The organism is Peribacillus sp. NPDC097197 (assembly GCF_050278025.1).
Classification (GTDB): domain Bacteria; phylum Bacillota; class Bacilli; order Bacillales; family DSM-1321; genus Peribacillus.
Genome location: NZ_JBNNST010000014.1, coordinates 70,730 through 88,310 on the forward strand (window position 1 = coordinate 70,730; position 17,581 = coordinate 88,310).

General features: G+C 41.9%; 16 protein-coding genes, 9 tRNA genes and 1 rRNA gene. 2 read left to right on the forward strand and 24 right to left on the reverse strand.

The window, feature by feature from the left end; translation table 11 throughout:
• Window position 1: 1 nt before the first annotated feature.
• The 5 genes from hflX to ACQKL6_RS16795 all read right to left on the reverse strand — a co-directional run bounded on the left by hflX (window position 2) and on the right by ACQKL6_RS16795 (window position 5,402).
• A complete protein-coding gene (hflX, locus tag ACQKL6_RS16775) occupies window positions 2–1,264 on the reverse strand; it encodes a GTPase HflX (RefSeq protein WP_403125198.1) in 1,263 nt (420 codons plus the stop codon).
• A 331-nt stretch (window positions 1,265–1,595) separates the two neighbouring features.
• Window positions 1,596–3,716 carry a heavy metal translocating P-type ATPase gene (locus ACQKL6_RS16780; protein ID WP_402875555.1) on the reverse strand — a complete coding sequence of 707 codons (2,121 nt, stop codon included), beginning with the start codon at window positions 3,714–3,716 and terminating at the stop codon, window positions 1,596–1,598.
• Complete coding sequence (locus tag ACQKL6_RS16785; protein WP_427651525.1) at window positions 3,709–4,098, reverse strand: ArsR/SmtB family transcription factor; 390 nt, start codon at window positions 4,096–4,098, stop codon at window positions 3,709–3,711. The genes ACQKL6_RS16780 and ACQKL6_RS16785 overlap by 8 nt, the downstream gene beginning before the upstream one ends.
• 292 nt (window positions 4,099–4,390) lie before the next feature.
• Window positions 4,391–4,591, reverse strand: a complete 201-nt coding sequence (locus ACQKL6_RS16790) for a cold-shock protein (protein ID WP_034304915.1) — start codon at window positions 4,589–4,591, stop codon at window positions 4,391–4,393.
• Between the two features lie 289 nt (window positions 4,592–4,880).
• Window positions 4,881–5,402, reverse strand: a complete 522-nt coding sequence (locus ACQKL6_RS16795; protein ID WP_402876098.1) for a TetR/AcrR family transcriptional regulator — start codon at window positions 5,400–5,402, stop codon at window positions 4,881–4,883.
• 98 nt (window positions 5,403–5,500) lie between these two features.
• Here ACQKL6_RS16795 and ACQKL6_RS16800 point away from each other — a divergent pair, with 98 nt between their 5' ends.
• Window positions 5,501–6,319, forward strand: coding sequence for an SDR family oxidoreductase (locus tag ACQKL6_RS16800; RefSeq protein ID WP_402876099.1), 819 nt, complete (start codon window positions 5,501–5,503; stop codon window positions 6,317–6,319).
• Between the two features lie 173 nt (window positions 6,320–6,492).
• Here the strand turns inward: ACQKL6_RS16800 and ACQKL6_RS16805 are convergent, their stop codons facing one another.
• The 8 genes from ACQKL6_RS16805 to sigW form a co-directional block, all read right to left on the reverse strand.
• Window positions 6,493–7,488 (reverse strand): HAAS signaling domain-containing protein, encoded by a 996-nt coding sequence (locus tag ACQKL6_RS16805; RefSeq protein WP_427651539.1) that lies wholly within the window; start codon window positions 7,486–7,488, stop codon window positions 6,493–6,495.
• Between the two features lie 272 nt (window positions 7,489–7,760).
• Window positions 7,761–9,563: a glutamine--fructose-6-phosphate transaminase (isomerizing) gene (gene glmS / locus ACQKL6_RS16810; RefSeq protein ID WP_402876101.1), complete on the reverse strand. Its 1,803-nt coding sequence runs from the start codon at window positions 9,561–9,563 to the stop codon at window positions 7,761–7,763.
• Window positions 9,533–9,874: a hypothetical protein gene (locus tag ACQKL6_RS16815; RefSeq protein WP_407408583.1), complete on the reverse strand. Its 342-nt coding sequence runs from the start codon at window positions 9,872–9,874 to the stop codon at window positions 9,533–9,535. Before ACQKL6_RS16815 ends, glmS begins: the two co-directional genes overlap by 31 nt.
• 147 nt (window positions 9,875–10,021) lie before the next feature.
• Window positions 10,022–11,371 carry a phosphoglucosamine mutase gene (gene glmM / locus ACQKL6_RS16820; protein ID WP_427651528.1) on the reverse strand — a complete coding sequence of 450 codons (1,350 nt, stop codon included), beginning with the start codon at window positions 11,369–11,371 and terminating at the stop codon, window positions 10,022–10,024.
• A gap of 53 nt (window positions 11,372–11,424) precedes the next feature.
• Window positions 11,425–12,762, reverse strand: a complete 1,338-nt coding sequence (locus ACQKL6_RS16825; RefSeq protein ID WP_427651530.1) for a CdaR family protein — start codon at window positions 12,760–12,762, stop codon at window positions 11,425–11,427.
• Window positions 12,755–13,579 carry a diadenylate cyclase CdaA gene (cdaA, locus tag ACQKL6_RS16830; protein ID WP_402876108.1) on the reverse strand — a complete coding sequence of 275 codons (825 nt, stop codon included), beginning with the start codon at window positions 13,577–13,579 and terminating at the stop codon, window positions 12,755–12,757. Before cdaA ends, ACQKL6_RS16825 begins: the two co-directional genes overlap by 8 nt.
• Window positions 13,580–13,791: 212 nt before the next feature.
• Entirely contained in the window at window positions 13,792–14,421 is a 630-nt protein-coding gene (locus ACQKL6_RS16835) for a zf-HC2 domain-containing protein (RefSeq protein ID WP_427651532.1), read from the reverse strand.
• A 16-nt stretch (window positions 14,422–14,437) separates the two neighbouring features.
• Window positions 14,438–15,001, reverse strand: a complete 564-nt coding sequence (gene sigW / locus ACQKL6_RS16840) for an RNA polymerase sigma factor SigW (protein WP_402876112.1) — start codon at window positions 14,999–15,001, stop codon at window positions 14,438–14,440.
• Window positions 15,002–15,176: 175 nt separating this feature from the next.
• Between sigW and ACQKL6_RS16845 the strand changes: the two genes are divergently transcribed.
• Window positions 15,177–15,356 carry an aspartyl-phosphate phosphatase Spo0E family protein gene (locus tag ACQKL6_RS16845; protein ID WP_402876114.1) on the forward strand — a complete coding sequence of 60 codons (180 nt, stop codon included), beginning with the start codon at window positions 15,177–15,179 and terminating at the stop codon, window positions 15,354–15,356.
• Between the two features lie 139 nt (window positions 15,357–15,495).
• On the opposite strand, the gene rocF is transcribed toward ACQKL6_RS16845, so the two are convergent.
• From rocF to rrf, 11 genes are all read right to left on the reverse strand, one after another.
• The gene (gene rocF / locus ACQKL6_RS16850; protein ID WP_402876116.1) at window positions 15,496–16,398 is read right to left on the reverse strand and encodes an arginase; all 903 of its coding nucleotides are present in this window, start codon (window positions 16,396–16,398) and stop codon (window positions 15,496–15,498) included.
• A 155-nt stretch (window positions 16,399–16,553) separates the two neighbouring features.
• Window positions 16,554–16,629, reverse strand: a tRNA-Ala gene (locus ACQKL6_RS16855).
• A 25-nt stretch (window positions 16,630–16,654) separates the two neighbouring features.
• Window positions 16,655–16,726: transfer RNA gene (locus ACQKL6_RS16860), tRNA-Gly, on the reverse strand.
• Window positions 16,727–16,729: 3 nt separating this feature from the next.
• Window positions 16,730–16,804, reverse strand: a tRNA-Gln gene (locus ACQKL6_RS16865).
• A gap of 99 nt (window positions 16,805–16,903) precedes the next feature.
• Window positions 16,904–16,987, reverse strand: a tRNA-Tyr gene (locus ACQKL6_RS16870).
• Between the two features lie 16 nt (window positions 16,988–17,003).
• Window positions 17,004–17,079, reverse strand: a tRNA-Thr gene (locus ACQKL6_RS16875).
• Between the two features lie 16 nt (window positions 17,080–17,095).
• Window positions 17,096–17,171: transfer RNA gene (locus tag ACQKL6_RS16880), tRNA-Val, on the reverse strand.
• 17 nt (window positions 17,172–17,188) lie between these two features.
• Window positions 17,189–17,263 (reverse strand) — tRNA-Glu (locus ACQKL6_RS16885).
• A 29-nt stretch (window positions 17,264–17,292) separates the two neighbouring features.
• Window positions 17,293–17,365 (reverse strand) — tRNA-Thr (locus tag ACQKL6_RS16890).
• Window positions 17,366–17,368: 3 nt separating this feature from the next.
• Window positions 17,369–17,443, reverse strand: a tRNA-Asn gene (locus ACQKL6_RS16895).
• 44 nt (window positions 17,444–17,487) lie between these two features.
• Window positions 17,488–17,581 (reverse strand): 5S ribosomal RNA (gene rrf / locus ACQKL6_RS16900); the annotation flags it as partial.

Below are 17,581 nucleotides of genomic sequence, written 5' to 3' on the forward strand. Positions count from 1 at the left end.
ATCAGGATTTTTCAATCACGTAGTTATGATATTTTTCATAATCGGTCTTCTTGCATTCAAGCTTTAGCTTGGTCCCATTTTCCTCATATTCCGTTTCCGTTATATGGCCATTATCATTGAAGTAAGATACTAGTTTTCCCTGGTCATATGGAATCAGCATTTCACAATGAATATAGTCCATGAATACATGGCTACGGATCTGATCAATCAATTCCTTAAGGCCTACCTTCTCTCTGGCCGCCATATAAACGGAATCACGGTTAACCTTTGGAATGTCCATATCGGTCAAATCCGCTTTATTATAAGCAAATATGGTCGGTATCTCTTTGATGCCAATATCTTGTAAAGTCTTTTCGGTAATCTCTATCTGTTGTTCATAATTAGGATTGGAATAGTCCACAACATGGATTAATAAATCTGCTTCCACTACTTCTTCAAGGGTAGACCGGAATGCCTTTACCAGATGGTGTGGTAGTTTAGACACGAACCCGACTGTATCTGTGAGTAAAAACTCCTTGTTATCTGGCAAGGGAATGTTTCTAACGGACGTCTCAAGTGTAGCGAAGAGCATATCCTTCTCGAGTACCTGCTTCTCGGATGTCGGTTGGAACATCTCCATCAATGCGTTCATGATGGATGATTTCCCGGCATTCGTATACCCGACTAATGACACAACAGGGATGGCATTCTTTTTCCGTTGTTTCCTCTGTGTTTGACGGTGTGCTACAAGTTCCTCCAATTCCTTATTCAAAACACTGATGTTTTCCTCAATCCGCCTACGGTCAAGTTCAAGCTGCTTTTCCCCAGCACCCTTGTTCGTTCCCACTCCTCCACTTTGTCGACCTAACGATTCTCTTAAGCCGATAAGGCGTGGAAGCATATATTGAAGTTTTGCCACTTCTACCTGGAGCTGTGCTTCCTTCGTTTTCGCCCGTTGTGCGAAGATGTCCAGGATCAAGATGGAACGGTCGATCACCTTGCAATCCATATCCCGCTCCAAATTACGAAGTTGTGAGGGGGATAATTGATCATTGAAGATAACGACATTTGCCTCTTTATATTCAACTAGCGCCTTTACTTCCTCAATTTTACCTGTACCGATGAAATGTGAGGAAGTGACACGATGTAGATTCTGTGTGATCGTTCCAACCACTTCTACCTCACAGGCTTCGGTTAAATTGGCGAGCTCCTCCATCGAATATTCAAAATCCTTTTGACCGTTCAGATTGACTCCAACTAATATTGCCTTTTGATGTAATTCCATCTTTCAAATCCCTTCCTTTAATACCTTTGATCTATTCAACAACCGTACCTAACGATGGCATGCATTCCTTTAAAAGTCAGCCAAATTGTAGCATACTACCTATCCTGTTCATAGTTTTAACCTGGCTATGCATTCAATATATCCTAATGTCCATTAAAATAACAAAGTCCGGGAACTAACATCCGTTGGTGGTTCTAATTCTTAATGATGGATTGTGGTCTAACAATTCCAAAGAATAATGGAGGCACTTTTCCAGAGTTTCACATGAAACGTTTAGATATAGCAAAGGGCTTCTGGATTCCCTTCAAGAAATCCAGAAGCCCTTTATCTATTATTCTTTTATTCTGAGCAACCTCAGACTATTCAAGGTCACGAGTAACGTCGCACCCATATCCGCAAAAATCGCCATCCAAAGTGTCAGCCAGCCCGGTGCAATCAACAATAAGGCCAATAATTTAATCGCTAATGAAAACGTAATGTTCTGCTTAATGATTTGTAATGTCTTCCTGCTTAATGAGATGGTGTAGGGCAATTTCGATAAATCATCACCCATTAGAGCGATATCGGCTGTTTCAAGGGCCGTATCCGTACCCGCTCCCCCCATTGCAATTCCTACCGTGGAAGCCGCTAAAGCAGGGGCATCATTAACACCATCGCCAACCATGGCCACTCGGTTATACTTCTGTTTCCATTGTTTGATGAAGAATAGCTTATCCTGCGGTAATAATTCTGCTTGAATTTCATGAACGCCCGCCGCTGTTCCAATCACATTCGCTGTCCCGATATTATCACCGGTCAGCATGATTGTTTTTTCAATCCCTAAAGCATGTAATTTACTGATAGCTTCCTTACTGCTTTCTCTTATTTCATCCGCAACGGCAACCAGGGCTAGAATATTAGTTTGATTACCGAGAACTATAACTGTCTTTCCTTCATTCTGATAGTTATTGATCAGATGTTGAGCCTTTTCAGAAATGGTTAACCCCACTTCATCAAAGAGTTGTGGTTTTCCAATATAATAGACTGCCTGATTGATTGTTCCTTTTAACCCTTTGCCTGTCAATGCAGAAAAATCATCTACCATCAGAGAACGATAGTCTATATCCTGCAGATCCGCTTTCTGAAGAATGGCCGTGGACAATGGATGTTGCGAGCGGCTTTCTAAAGCAGCCGCTATTTTCAAAGCATCCCGTTCGCTCATTTCATCCACCATTACGGAAAAGTTAGTCACTTCAGGTATTCCCTTTGTCAATGTTCCCGTTTTATCAAATGCAATCGCCTTCAAAGCTCCAGCTTCCTCCAGATGGATTCCACCTTTAATCAGAACACCGTTTTTCGCTGCATTTCCGATAGCTGTAACAATGGCAATGGGTGTGGATATGACCAAGGCACATGGACAGCCGACAACTAACACAGTCAATCCGCGATAAATCCATTCACTCCATTCTCCGCCCAGCATCATTGGTGGAATGGTTGCAAGTGCCAAAGCAATCAGCATGATTGCCGGTGTATAGAATTTTGCAAATTTATCAACGAACGCTTGGGAAGGGGCTTTTTCCGCTTGTGCCTCTTCTACAAGATGAATAATCTTTGCAATCGTCGTATCCTCAACCCTTTTCGTGACTTCCACTTCCAAAAGACCTTCGCCGTTCAACGTACCAGCAAACACTTCTCCTTCGACCGTTTTAAATAGTGGCACCGATTCACCAGTAATGGCCGCCTGATTCAGTGTGGATGCACCTTTTATGATCCTTCCGTCCATCGCAAGCTTCTGGCCCGGTTTGACAATCATGGTGTCTCCCACCTCGATTGCATCGACAGCCAACATCATTTCATGATGGCCCCTCCTGATTAGTGCCTCTTTAGGGGCAATATTCATAAGGGACTCAATGGAATTTCGAGCTTTATCCATCGAATACTTTTCAAGCGCTTCACTTATAGCAAATAGAATGACGACAGTGGCTGCCTCGCCCCATTCGCCAAGTATAGCCGCTCCAATAATGGCGACCGTCATCAGCGTATGCATATCAAAACGAAGTCTTACGAGATTTTTCAACCCATTGATGAATAAGGAGTATCCACCAACTAAAATGGAAGTGGCATAACCCAGAACCGGCAAAAGACTACCCTCGCCATATTGATGTTCCAAAATCCAACTGATAAAAAGGAGGATAGCCGAAAGAAAAACCTTAATGTTTTCTTTTTGCTTCCAAATTGGTTCTTTTATTGTCACCTGCTCTTGTTCAGTACGAATTTTCAGGTTATCAAAGGCTCCAGCCTTCTCAATTTCTTCAATCGAAGCACTTCCTGAAATAGAAATCTTCGAAGCCCCGAAGTTGATTTTTGCCTCCTTCACACCTTCAAGTTCCCGGACATTGTTTTCAAATTTGGCTGCACAGTTCGTACAGGACAGCCCTTGAATCCGATAAGTCTTTAATTGGGAATCAGCCATTGACCCTCACCTCCCGCTGATGTGCTATCGCTATAAGGATTAATTGTTTTATATGATCATCGTCTAAAGAGTAAAAGGCTAACTTTCCCTCTTTTCTGTATTTCACAATTGCATGTTTATATAGAGTACGGAGATGATGAGAAGTTGTTGCCATTGACGCCCCAATGATATTTGCCAAATCACATACACATAACTCTTCATCCTCACAAAGTGCATACGAGATTTTCACCCTGTTTTCATCACCGATTACTTTAAACAACTTTGACATACTTGAGATATCTACCTGACCGATTTCCTTTTGGATACGGTTCACCTTTTCTTGATCATGCAGATGAACTTCACACATATCCTTCATCTCATCCATCTTCTCACATCCATTCATTCAAACCTACGTTTGATTATAATATACCACATTTCACATTATACTCAAACCTGTGTTTGAATGTGTATGAATAATGGTCCCTGACTCAAAAAAAGAAGTTCCCGCTGTCCAACCTCTTCATTTACAAATTCTTTTTTCTGAAAAAACTATGTTATACTAGGTAGACCTTTTTAAGCGATTTACTTTACTCATTCCATTTACCCTACTCAACATTGAGCAGGGTTTTTTATTATTGAATAAAACAAAAAAGGCAGACCCTAGTAATAGGGTCTGCCTTTTTTGTTTTTAGAAATTATGCTTTTTGAACGTTAGAAGCTTGAGGTCCGCGTTGACCTTGTTCTACTTCAAAAGTAACTTCTTGACCTTCGTCTAAAGATTTGAATCCTTCGCTTTGGATAGCTGAGAAATGTACGAATACATCGTCTCCGTTTTCGCGTTCGATGAAGCCAAATCCTTTTTCTGCGTTAAACCATTTCACTTTACCTTGTTCCATTGTTGTTGCCTCCTAGTGCCAAAGCACATTGTATTACTATCCTTGCTCTAAGTCATCATCGAAACGAAAAGTAGTACTTTTAGTATCCTTAGTACCGAACATGAATAATTAACCTAAGCATACCATCAAATGGTAGGGATTGCAAATACTTTAAGCAATCTTTTTCAAAACAAAAGTACTTGCACACTTTTAAAACAAGATTCGTCTCTTATCTTTGCTCCTCGGGCGTTTAGTTCCTTCCATCGATTTCATCAGTTCCTACCCTCTTTTTCAGGTCTACAGCTTCCCGCTACCGCTCTATTCCATCTAATTTTGCATCCAATACTTTTGTCCAGTTTGTCAGGCCGATTTTCAATAGTTTTTCCGCTGCCACAGCCGGACTCATGGCGTACCCGTTCCTTACCCAAAAACCCAAATAACCGATGGTGCCATAGCTCGCAAATAGGGCATAGTCTGGATCCTGGAACACTTCTTGTAAATGTGCTGCAAGCTTATCTGATAATTTTTGAATAGCGTCCGCCTCTGCAAATTCGAGTTCATAAAATGAGCGATATTTGAAAATATGTTCACATAAATGGAGGGTGATTGGCTTACCCCATTGGTAATCCATCTCATAAAATGACAAGAACCGGTCGTTTAACTTCCGTCTCACCTCATCCATCAGTTCGTATTTGTCTGCAAAATGCAAATAAAATGTGGATCGGGAAATGCCCGCCTTTTGAACAATTTCTTTCACAGCTAACTCTTCAAAGCTTTTCTCAAATAAAAGCTGTAAATAAGCGGCAACTATCGATTCTTTTGCCGTTTCCATTTTTGACACTCCTCTGGACATTTTTAGTGGAAATGTCTTGCTTATTTTATTATAAAACCGTTTACACTAAGTTTATATCAAGTTTAGGGGGAATTGAAATGGATAAGCATGTGTATGTAATTACAGGCGGTTCTGGTGGTATGGGTAAAGCCACTGCAGAACTGGTAGGCAAAAAAGGAACCATATTGTTGGCAGATGTTTCTGAAGAACGTTTAATCCAAACAAAAGAGGAATTAGCGACTAAAGGTATAACTGATGTCCATTATCAAACTGTCGATATTACATCAAGGGAAAATGTTGCTGCTTTAGCTAAAAAATCTGCCGAACTTGGGATATTAAAAGGATTGGTTCACACAGCCGGGCTGTCACCGACGATGGCCAATTCGAAACGTATTACAGAAGTGAATTCTGTTGGCACCGGAATTGTCCTAGATGCGTTTCTTCCACTTGCTACAGTAGGTACTGCTGCGGTATGTATCTCTTCGATGAGTGCCTATATGGCGCCCCGTCAAGGTCCTTATACGGAAATTTTAAAACAGCCTTTAACCGAAAACTATATTGAGACCATGGAGCAATTTACACAAGGCGACTCAGGAGCGGCTTACAGCCTATCTAAATTAGGGGTTGTCTTATATGTGGAAGACCAAGCGTGGGCTTGGGGTGAAAAAGGTGCACGTATCTCATCTATCTCTCCGGGTACCATTAACACGCCGATGGGGCGTCAGGAAGCATCCCAACAAGAGCAAATGAAAACAATGCTCGAACACACACCACTCCGCCGTGAAGGAGAAGCATCCGAGATCGCAACAGCTGTGGAATTCTTGCTTAGCGATGCAGCTTCCTATATCACTGGCATAGATTTACGTGTGGATGGTGGTACAATCGCGAATATTCATCGCATGAAGACGCAAAAATAAAACTCCAACAATAATCTTACTAGACAAGGGCCATCCAACATTGATACTTTGCTTATGTCGGGTGGCTTTTGTTCTTCCTATTCCATTCTGATTAAAAAGTAGCTATCCGTTTAAACCGTTTGGAGCAACTGGTTGGATAACAGCTGGTTGGAACCATTATCGAATACATGTCATCAATGGACTCTAGACTTGCGGTATCCATCAAATACATTTAATGCTGCGGCTAAAATGAAGATGGTAATTGAGCCTCCTACAATCGCATATCGAAACTGCATGGCCGTTGTATCGGATAAACTCCCCATATATGTAAGGAATTCAGGGTTCATTACATCCGGATTACTTACAATGACAATGAATCCGATGGTTGTCATCATTTCAAGAACCAAATTGAAATTTGCCAGTTTTTTTGTCCATTGCCTTTTGATACTCTTATAAAAAGCTAACCAGATTTCCATGGCGATCACCAGAAGAATGAACGGCCAATAGTTAAGTAGGATATCCTGTTGGAAGACCGGAATCACGAGTTCGATCCTATCTCCACCTTCATACACCCCGACAAATTGATTTGCATAAAAGTATACCGTCGTCCAAATCGCTGTCCACATCAGTCCACTGAATACATTGAACCTCGTAATCTCTTTCTTCTTGTGAATGTAAGGGATACTTCTCAAATCATTTGGGGTCCATTTCTGTAGGCTTGCCGATAGTGGACTTTGATACTTTCCTTTATCCGTTCGCTCCAGAACCGCGAACACAATCGTCACCCAGAAGAAGACTTGAAAGCCGACTTCAAGGACCCGCAATATGCCTTCGACTATAAGGGTAATCACTTTAGGAATAACCGCTTCATCTTGGCTAAACCCCATAAAAGAATCGATAATCAGCGAAATGAGTGCAATGCCCGCTGCTATGGGAAAAACCACTTTCAATAGTGAAATATATAAATCATAATAACGCGGTCCGATCAGGTGCATCGGCTGAGCCCGATACCCACTAGCCACTGTCGCTGGGTTCCCCAATTCGCCCAGAACCTCCTCCACATCCAGTTCACTATAATCATCAGGAAGCATCTCTTCAATGGTTGACCGCAACTCGAGTGCAATATCCCTGCGTTTTTTTTCAGGCAACCTGCGTGTGACCTCTTGTATATAAACCTCAATCAAACCCAACATCTTCCTCCCCCTTCAATAGGCCAAAAAGTTTTTTATATTGCTTATCTAACGATTGATTTACCATTATATGTTATATGGTACTTGTCATATATTATGTATCACACACTATTGTGGTGGGAAGGAAAATTGATATATGTCCCTGTTTTTATTTTTCCATTTAGATATTCTCTTTCTTTCGGACATAAAAAAACCCATTTAGATAATGGCATCTAAATGGGTAAATAAATTTTTATAAACATTTATAGATATGACGCACAAATCATTTCTACTTATTCAACCGTTACACTTTTCGCAAGATTACGTGGTTTATCCACGTCACACTCCCGGTGTAGGGCAGCATAGTACGCAATGAGTTGAAGCGGGATGACAGAGATAAGAGGTGTTAATAGTTCGTTCACTTCCGGGATGACAAAACGATCATCTTCTTCTTCCAACCCTTTCATTGAAATGATGCAAGGATTAGCGCCACGGGCGACGACTTCTTTGACATTCCCACGGATGCTTAGATTGACTCCTGCTTGCGTAGCAAGAGCGATAACAGGTGTGCCTTCTTCGATTAGGGCAATCGTTCCATGCTTAAGCTCACCGCCGGCAAACCCTTCTGCCTGGATGTATGAGATTTCTTTCAGCTTAAGCGAACCTTCAAGACCCACGTAATAATCAAGGGAACGACCGATGAAGAAACAATTACGCGTAACAGACAGGTATTCACGAGCAATCTCTTCCATCTCTTCTTTCGAATCGCAAAGAGCTTCCATGCCTGTCGCAGCTATTCCAAGCTCTTTGACAAGATCGAAATCGAATGCAAGGTTACGGAACTGGCCAGTTACGTTCGCTAATATCGCCAATACCGCTACTTGAGCCGTATAGGCCTTCGTAGAAGCCACGGCAATTTCAGGACCTGCATGTAATAAGAGCGTATAATCTGCTTCTCGTGACAGCGTAGAGCCCGGTACATTTGTGATGGTCAATGCTTTATGGCCAAGCTCTTTGATGGCCACTAAAACTGCACGGCTATCTGCCGTTTCCCCACTTTGCGAAATGAAGATGAACAGTGGCTTTTCGGATAATATCGGCATATTGTATGTGAACTCTGATGCTACATGCACTTCAACCGGAATTTTAGCCATTTTTTCAATGAATTGTTTACCGATTAGGCCTGCATGGTAGCTTGTTCCACAAGCCACGATATAAATACGGTCTGCCTCGCTCACTGCTTCTGTAATATTGTAATCAATCGCCAGTTTACCTTCTTCGTTTTGGTAAGATTGAATGATTTTACGGATAACAGTAGGCTGCTCATCAATTTCTTTAAGCATATAATGTGGATACGTACCTTTTTCAATATCACTGGCATCGAGTTCCGCCGTGAATGGAGCACGAAATACTTCTTCGTTGGAAAGGTTTTTAATTGTCACTTTTTCTTTTGTGACAATAACCATTTCTTTATCCATTAATTCAAGGAATTGATCGGTAACTTGCAGCATAGCCATTGCATCAGAAGCGATAACGTTAAAGTCTTTTCCAACACCGATTAGGAGTGGGCTTTTATTTTTAGCAACAAAAATCGTTTCTTCGTTTTCAGCATCCAATAGGGCAAGGGCATACGAACCTTCTAAAAGGGTAAGCGTGTGACGGAATGCCTCTTCCACTTCCATGCCGTCATTCACGAACTTCTCAATAAGCTGAACGATGACTTCCGTATCAGTGTCGCTTTTAAAAGCAACATCCTTCAAATATTCCCGTTTTAAAATCGCATAGTTTTCGATGACCCCATTATGAACTAATGTCAGGCGACCTGAGTTACTTTGGTGAGGATGAGCATTATCACGACTAGGTACACCATGAGTGGCCCAGCGAGTGTGTCCAATCCCTGTATTCGCCGAAGTCCCTTCATCCACAACACCGCGTAAGTCTGCAATCCGTCCCTTTTCCTTGAAGACCTTGATGCCTTCCTTATTTTGCACAGCTATACCAGCAGAATCATACCCACGGTACTCTAACTTTTCAAGACCTTTTAACAGGATTTCTTTCGCGTCATTTAGACCAATATATCCAACAATTCCACACATAATTTCTGTTCCTCCAACTGATTAGAGGGAACAGGAATGCACGAGGGCATCCCTGCCCCCTCATCTCTGATATTTTTATAAAGGAAATACCCGAAGGCTTTTTCCCATTGTACATTTCCAACTCTTTGTGCAGTCGGTTGCCCCACTGTTTTAAAATTGGAATTATTACGGCTGTGTACTTCAGCCGGGAGGTATCCGCCGAACATTCGATACTCCTCCTCCTCGTCAACTAAACCCGTCTCGACCCAGTTTAGTTCAGGCGCTTTAGTTTTCCTATTATCTTGCCTGGCCTCCTTTTCCCTTATAACCATTTTATGGTAAAAGTAGTTGTAAATCAGGATAATCATACCCTATACATGGGACATAGGTCAATTCTTTACTACCATTAAAACAAAATATGATTCTTAATAAAAATATGCATAAAAGGAAATTTTCGTTCCCCTTTATGCATAGGTTGTTTATTCGTTTAGTCCCATTTCTGCTCTTACCGTTGCTACGATGCGGTCTACATAACGCGTACATTCTTCAATAGTAGGCGCTTCAGCCATAACACGGACAAGCGGTTCAGTTCCAGATGGCCGTACCAGAATCCGGCCGTTACCACCCATCTCCGCTTCCACTTCTTTTATGACTTCCTGTACTTTTTCATTCCCCGTTACCCCATGCTTGTCAGTTACTTTAACATTAATGAGTGTCTGCGGATATTTTTGCATCTCACTCGCAAGCTCAGATAGAGGTTTTTGCGTCTCACTCATGATGTTCACAAGCTGTAAACCCGTTAATAAGCCGTCCCCAGTTGTATTGTAATCCAAGAAGATGATATGCCCGGATTGCTCTCCACCAAGATTATAGCCACCTTTACGCATTTCTTCCACTACATAGCGATCGCCAACTGCTGTTTGAGCACTATGTATACCATGTTCCTCAAGCCCTTTGTAAAAGCCAAGGTTACTCATGATCGTAGAAACCACGGTTCCTTTTTTCAATCGATTATTCTCTTTTAAGTATTTCGCACAGATATACATGATTTGATCGCCATCTACGATATTTCCTTTTTCATCAATAGCTATTATGCGGTCGCCGTCGCCATCGAAAGCAAGTCCAACATCTGCCCCTTTTTCCTTCAAGAATTCAGCCAGAGCCTCAGGGTGGGTAGAACCGACCCCATCATTGATGTTCAAGCCATTCGGTGATGCCCCCATTGTCGAAATATCTGCATCTAAATCAGCAAATAGATGCATAGCCAAGGAAGATGTCGCACCGTGAGCACAATCAAGCGCAACATGTATGCCCGTAAAGTCTTCGTCAACCGACTGTTTTAAGTATTGCAGATATTTTTGGCCGCCTTCGAAGTAGTCATTTAAATGGCCTAAGTCTCCGCCCGTAGGACGCGGTAACTCATCATTCTCCAGATCAATCAATGCTTCCACTTCCGCTTCCTGTTCATCTGAGAGCTTGAAGCCATCCGGTCCAAAGAATTTAATTCCATTGTCCGCTACAGGATTATGAGAAGCTGAAATCATAACACCCGCTTCAGCACTTAAGGCTTTTGTCAGATAGGCCACTCCCGGTGTCGAAATGATGCCCAGTCGCATGACTTCAGCGCCGATGGATAATAATCCGGCAACAAGAGCACCTTCTAACATTTCCCCTGAAATACGAGTATCGCGCCCTATTAATACCTTTGGTTTTTCTGAATTCTTAGTAAGGACATAGCCGCCAAAACGGCCTAGTTTAAATGCCAACTCCGGCGTTAACTCCGTATTTGCTATTCCCCTAACTCCATCTGTTCCAAAATATTTACCCATCTGTATCGCTCCTTCTTCAAATCATTACTAAATTAAATGATGTTAAGGCCAGGTTACGTTTCTTCCTCTTCTTGGGCCATGGAAACTGACACTGCAACTCTTTTAGAATCTAATTCCCAAGATACTCCCGCGGGGACTTTAACTGCCAGTTCAACATCATGCTTACCTTCATCTAAATTACTTACATCGACCGTGAGCGAAATGTCGTCTTTAGATATTTTTTTTAGATCTTCCGCTTTCCCATTCAATGTAATGCTCATCACATCCGTATCCAATTCCACTTCTTGATCATCCTGTTTACCTACCGGGATTATTTTCAAGTTGGTGAAAGTTTTGGATTCCGTGGTTTCCGGTTCAACCTTATCTACCGTTTTTTCTTCTTCGACAACTACTTCTTCTGCCTCTTCTTCAGTATCCTTATCTTCCACATCCACTTTTTCGGTACGAATCTTCACCGTAGCTTTACTTAAGGACATTTTCTGCACACTTTCAGGTTTTGAAAGATTAAGTTCCAATTCGGTATCTCCATCTACTTTCGAGATATTGACTGGAAGATTTAATGCATTTATTTTATCCAATGATGCTTCTTGTCCATATAGAGTTACCTCTGTAGGGTCGACACTAATACTCTTGATACGAACTCCGGCCTTGGCCTTCCCAGTTTGCTCTGGCACGATTGATACCTTTTTGGAAGGAATACTGACCTTTAACGAAACTGCCACGGAAGCTGGCTCAATCGCGACATCTAATTTATTCAAATCCCGGTCTAGCGCTTTTACCGTTGCCTGCCCGTTCACCGATTCGTTTAGCCCTTTCCTTATTTCAAGGTTAGCCTTTACATAGGATATTTTTTCAATTACATCTTTGGCACCCGTAATTTTTACGGTTTCAGGACTTACTGTTGGCTGCCCAGCGGTATACCCTTCTTCCAGTAATGAACTGTTATATTCTGCATCGACCTTAAACTCTTTCGTCATCCGTTCCTGAACATTTACTTCCGCATATTCCGGATCTATCGTTGCCACGAGCTTTTCATTTAAATCGCTTATTTTAAATGTGACAGTTCGATCCCCCATCGAGATTTCGGGATCGGAAAGATCTACATATACTTTAAAATCCCGTTGGCTTTTTGCGTTGATCAGAAGGCTTTTTGCCCCCTTCAATGTGACATCCACCGTTTCAGGTACGCCGCTGACCACTAAATTTTCACGATCATAGTACACTTCAACCGGAACATTTTCAATGGTTTCCGTACCATTCTCAGGCGCAGTGGACAATCCAAGGGACTTTTTATCGGACTCCATCTCGAAATTAACGGATATAAATAATAGAGCAGCCAAGGCGAAAGCGACAATTCTCATAAACCAAGCGCTATTCGTGAATTTATCCATTTTTCTTCCCCCTCCAATTCCAGATACCCGAGGAAGTTGTTTTGACATTCTGCAATACCAGTTCACTTGTTAGCATGGCTCTAAATGATTCCTGATTTAAATCGCGGTATAGCTCCCCATTTTTGGTGACAGAGATACCTCCCGTTTCTTCAGAAACAACAATTGTTACACTATCTGTTACTTCACTCATTCCAATGGCAGCCCTATGCCTTGTGCCCAGCTCTTTTGAAATGAACGGACTTTCCGATAAGGGCAGATAGCAAGCTGCTGCTGCGACTTGATTATCCTGTAAAATAACAGCCCCATCATGGAGGGGTGTATTCGGAATGAAAATATTAATGAGCAGTTCAGAAGAAATATAGGACCTTAAAGGAATTCCCGTTTCAACGTAATCACCCAGTGCCGTTCCTTTTTCAATGGTAATCAAGGCTCCAATACGCCTTTTCGCCATATACGTAGAGGCCTTTAGAATTTCTTCTACTAACCGCTCTTGTTGATTCTCTTCCGGAGCACTGCCCCTTGAAAAGATCTTTCCTCGTCCTAATTGTTCAAGTGCTCTTCTCAATTCAGGCTGGAAAATGACGAGAATTGCCAGAACACCCCAGTTCATGACTTGTTCCATTAACCATCCGAGTGTATTGAAACCAAACAGATTGCTCAAGCTTTTCACAATGACAATCACAAAAATTCCCTTTAGCAGTTGTATGGCTTTCGTGCCTCGAATTATAGTTAACAATTTATATATCACAAACCAAACAAGGAAAATATCAATGAAATTTACTACATAGTCCCAAACATTCAAATTGGATATAGACATGTTGTTTCCTCCAGTCCGTAATACTCCAAAAACACAATAACCATCGTTATGTAATAACCTTAATAGTATACCATTTTTTAAATCATACTTCTAAAACTAGTACAGAAATTTATATGGGAAGTAGTGCTAGTAACCACTATTTTTGTCTGGATACAATATAAAGCTGAACAAAAGCACCGTTCTGATTAGAACCATGCTTATGCTCAGCTTCATTATTCCCCACCTCTTTCCTCTTTTGTAGAAGGAAGTAGAGATATTCCAATATCCTTTATTTTGTACCACATCCACTCAAAGGCTTGGTCAATGACTTCTATATCACCGGTTACATTTCCTGCCTTGGCCATATACTCCTGACCATTAATGACTGTTACATTCCCCTTTACCTCGCCCTCTATGCGTATGTCCCCATTTTGAACCACAACGTTCCCTTCAATGGTTTCCCCACTAGGGACAATGACCGTTTCCCCTTCTACCAATAAGTTAGGTTGCTTGGAGACGGAAAAATGTTCGTCCTGATTATAAGTGGAAAAGATCGATCCTGTCATTAATACAACGAACATCGCCGCGGCTGTCATAAACGGATGAGCCTTAAACCATCTCTTTGCCCCCGTAGCCTTCTTTTCCTTAGGCAATTGGGCCATTACCCTTGCCGTAAAATCATCCGGGGCCTTGATATGGGAAGTGCTTTGTACAAGGGCAACTGCTTTTTTCATTTCATTGAAAAAATCTCGGCATGCAGGACATGTAAGCAGATGGTCCCTTAAAATTTCTTTATGCTCGGGTTTAATGTCCTCATCTAAATAATCATGCATATAATTAATGATTTCCTCGTGGCAGTTCATTTTTCTCACCTTCTTTTTATAAATGGCGCAGTTGTTTACGCAAAGCTTCTCGCCCACGATGTATTCTCGTTTTGACAGTGCCTACCGGCAAATCAAGAATCTCACTGATTTCCTTTAACGATAATTCCTCAATGTATTTTAATACGATGACCGAACGATACTTTTCCGGCAACTTCATAATTTCGACCTGGATGGTTTCCTGAAGCTCTAACGACTCTACTTCTTCCTCTGGCATCGCCATGTCCGATGCAATTTGAGAATACATATTCAATCCCTCTGTACCAGTGACTTCCGCATCTAAATAGTAATCCGGCTTTTTCTTACGAAGTCGGTCGATACAGAGGTTCGTCGCTATGCGATATAACCATGTTGAAAACTTCATATTGATATTGAAACTGCGAATGTTCACAAAGGCCCTTACAAAAGCTTCTTGGGACAGGTCTTCAGCCTCCTGCCGGTTTCCAAGCATTCTAAAACAGATTTGAAAAACTTTATCCTTATAAATTTCGACTATTTCCCCAAATGCATTGTGGTCTCCCTTTAACACTTGGTTTATTCTCTCTTTAACAAGTCCATCCATTTTTGTTTTTTACCCCCGCTTCATGCGGCTATACGATTATTACGAATCGCAAGCTAAAAGGTTTCATAATTTATTACTTTTATTTTAGCAAACTTTTACATTTTATGTTTAAAACGAAAAAAACAAGGATATATATAGTAAGAAATTGTAAAAATAAAGGAAGTGAACCTTGATAATGACTGCAGAACAAATACTAGATAACATTGAGCGATATAGACAGAAAATGATTATCTTAGCTTCCCGTTCCTCTATGATAGATAACGAAGTGGTCGAAGTGAGTAGCAAACTTGATACCCTGATGAATCAATATTTTCAATTGACCCAAAGCGGAACGAAAAAGCAAACAGTAAAGTGAAGAGGGAGATTGCCTTGGAATCATATAACGTTACCTTCGTTCAACATTATCTAAATCATATACTTTTGTATTCTAGCATATAGAAAAACAGTAACCCATAAAAAAACCGGTTACTGTTTCTTTTATATATTGCGTTAAGTTATAATAGCTTTTCTCCAAATAGAGAACCCATCAGGGCTACCGCCACGATCGCCGTTTTATTACGCTCGTCTAGTACGGGGTTTACTTCTACAAACTCAGCTGAAGTAATCAACTCTGACTCCGCAAGCATTTCCATGGCCAAATGACTTTCCCGATAGCTTATCCCCCCAAGCACTGGTGTTCCTACTCCAGGTGCCTCTGCAGGGTCTACCCCATCAAGATCTAGGGATAGATGAACCCCATCCGTTTTATCACGTAAGTATTCAATGCATTCTTCCATCACTTTCGTCATACCAAGCCTATCAATTTCATGCATCGTATAGACCTTGATGCCTTTATCACGTATTAGTACCTTTTCTCCTTCGTCCAAGGAACGGGCTCCAATAATGACGATATTCTCTGGTTTCACCTTTTGTGCATACCCATGCAGATTAACTAAATCAGGGTGACCGAGTCCAATGCTGACAGCGAGTGGCATGCCATGTATGTTTCCTGACGGAGAAGTCTCCTCCGTGTTCAAATCTCCATGGGCATCATACCAAATTACCCCTAAACTCTCATAATGCTTCGAAATCCCAGCAAGTGTTCCTATTGCTATCGAATGATCTCCCCCAAGAACTAGAGGGAATGATCCACTACAAATAATTTCATCTACCCTTGCTGCTAATTGTGCATTCCCCTTAGAAACAAGTGATAGATTCTTCAAGTTTGAGCCAGCCTCTTCAGATGTCCCGGGCCTCCCCACTATGATGTCTCCTAAATCTTCCACTTCTAACTGCAATTGTTGGATTCGTTCGACAACACCTGCACAACGGAGTGCACTTGGCCCCATATCAACCCCACGCCTTGTTTGACCAAGATCCATGGGAAGACCGATAACTGAAATTTTTTGAATAGACATACTATTCCCCCTTTCTGTTATTTTATAACTGTTAAGGAGAATGGTTCAACCGGACATTTTTATGTATAAAGATACAGCCATAGAAAGTTGTTTTTCAAAAAAAAAGCCTTAAACCGAAGAGGTTTAAGGCGTAAGTGTTGGTGTATGTAGTTAGATGGTGGAGCCTAGCGGGATCGAACCGCTGACCTCCTGCGTGCAAGGCAGGCGCTCTCCCAGCTGAGCTAAGGCCCCTAAGTATAAAATCTAATTAAAATAAAGCGAAAGACGGGATTCGAACCCGCGACCCCAACCTTGGCAAGGTTGTATTCTACCACTGAACTACTTTCGCATATGGCTGGGCTAGAAGGGATCGAACCTTCGCATGACGGAATCAAAATCCGTTGCCTTACCGCTTGGCTATAGCCCAATATATGTAAATTAATAGTTAGCAAAATAAAAAGCGGTAATTATATATTCCCCTAAAGAAGAAAGTATATAACTGAACCACATTTTTTTGAAAAAAAGATGGTGGAGGGGGGCAGATTCGAACTGCCGAACCCGAAGGAGCGGATTTACAGTCCGCCGCGTTTAGCCACTTCGCTACCCCTCCACATATAAGTGAAACATGGTGCCGGCAAGAGGACTTGAACCCCCAACCTACTGATTACAAGTCAGTTGCTCTACCAGTTGAGCTACACCGGCAAATCAATATTAAAAATGGTGGAGGATGACGGGATCGAACCGCCGACCCTCTGCTTGTAAGGCAGATGCTCTCCCAGCTGAGCTAATCCTCCAAAAAGTGAATTGAAAATGGTGACCCGTACGGGAATCGAACCCGTGTTACCGCCGTGAAAGGGCGGTGTCTTAACCGCTTGACCAACGGGCCGTAAAAAAATTTTAAAAGGTAGTTTGGGAAGCTCCCAAGCGGATTCGAACCGCTGACCTCTTCCTTACCATGGAAGTGCTCTACCTACTGAGCTATGGAAGCATATGGCTCCGCAGGTAGGACTCGAACCTACGACCGTTCGGTTAACAGCCGAATGCTCTACCACTGAGCTACTGCGGAATAATATAATGTTTCCTAAAACTCTTAGAAGATATAAATCATCTGCTTGGCGGCGTCCTACTCTCACAGGGGGAAACCCCCAACTACCATCGGCGCTGAAGAGCTTAACTGCCGTGTTCGGAATGGGAACGGGTGTGA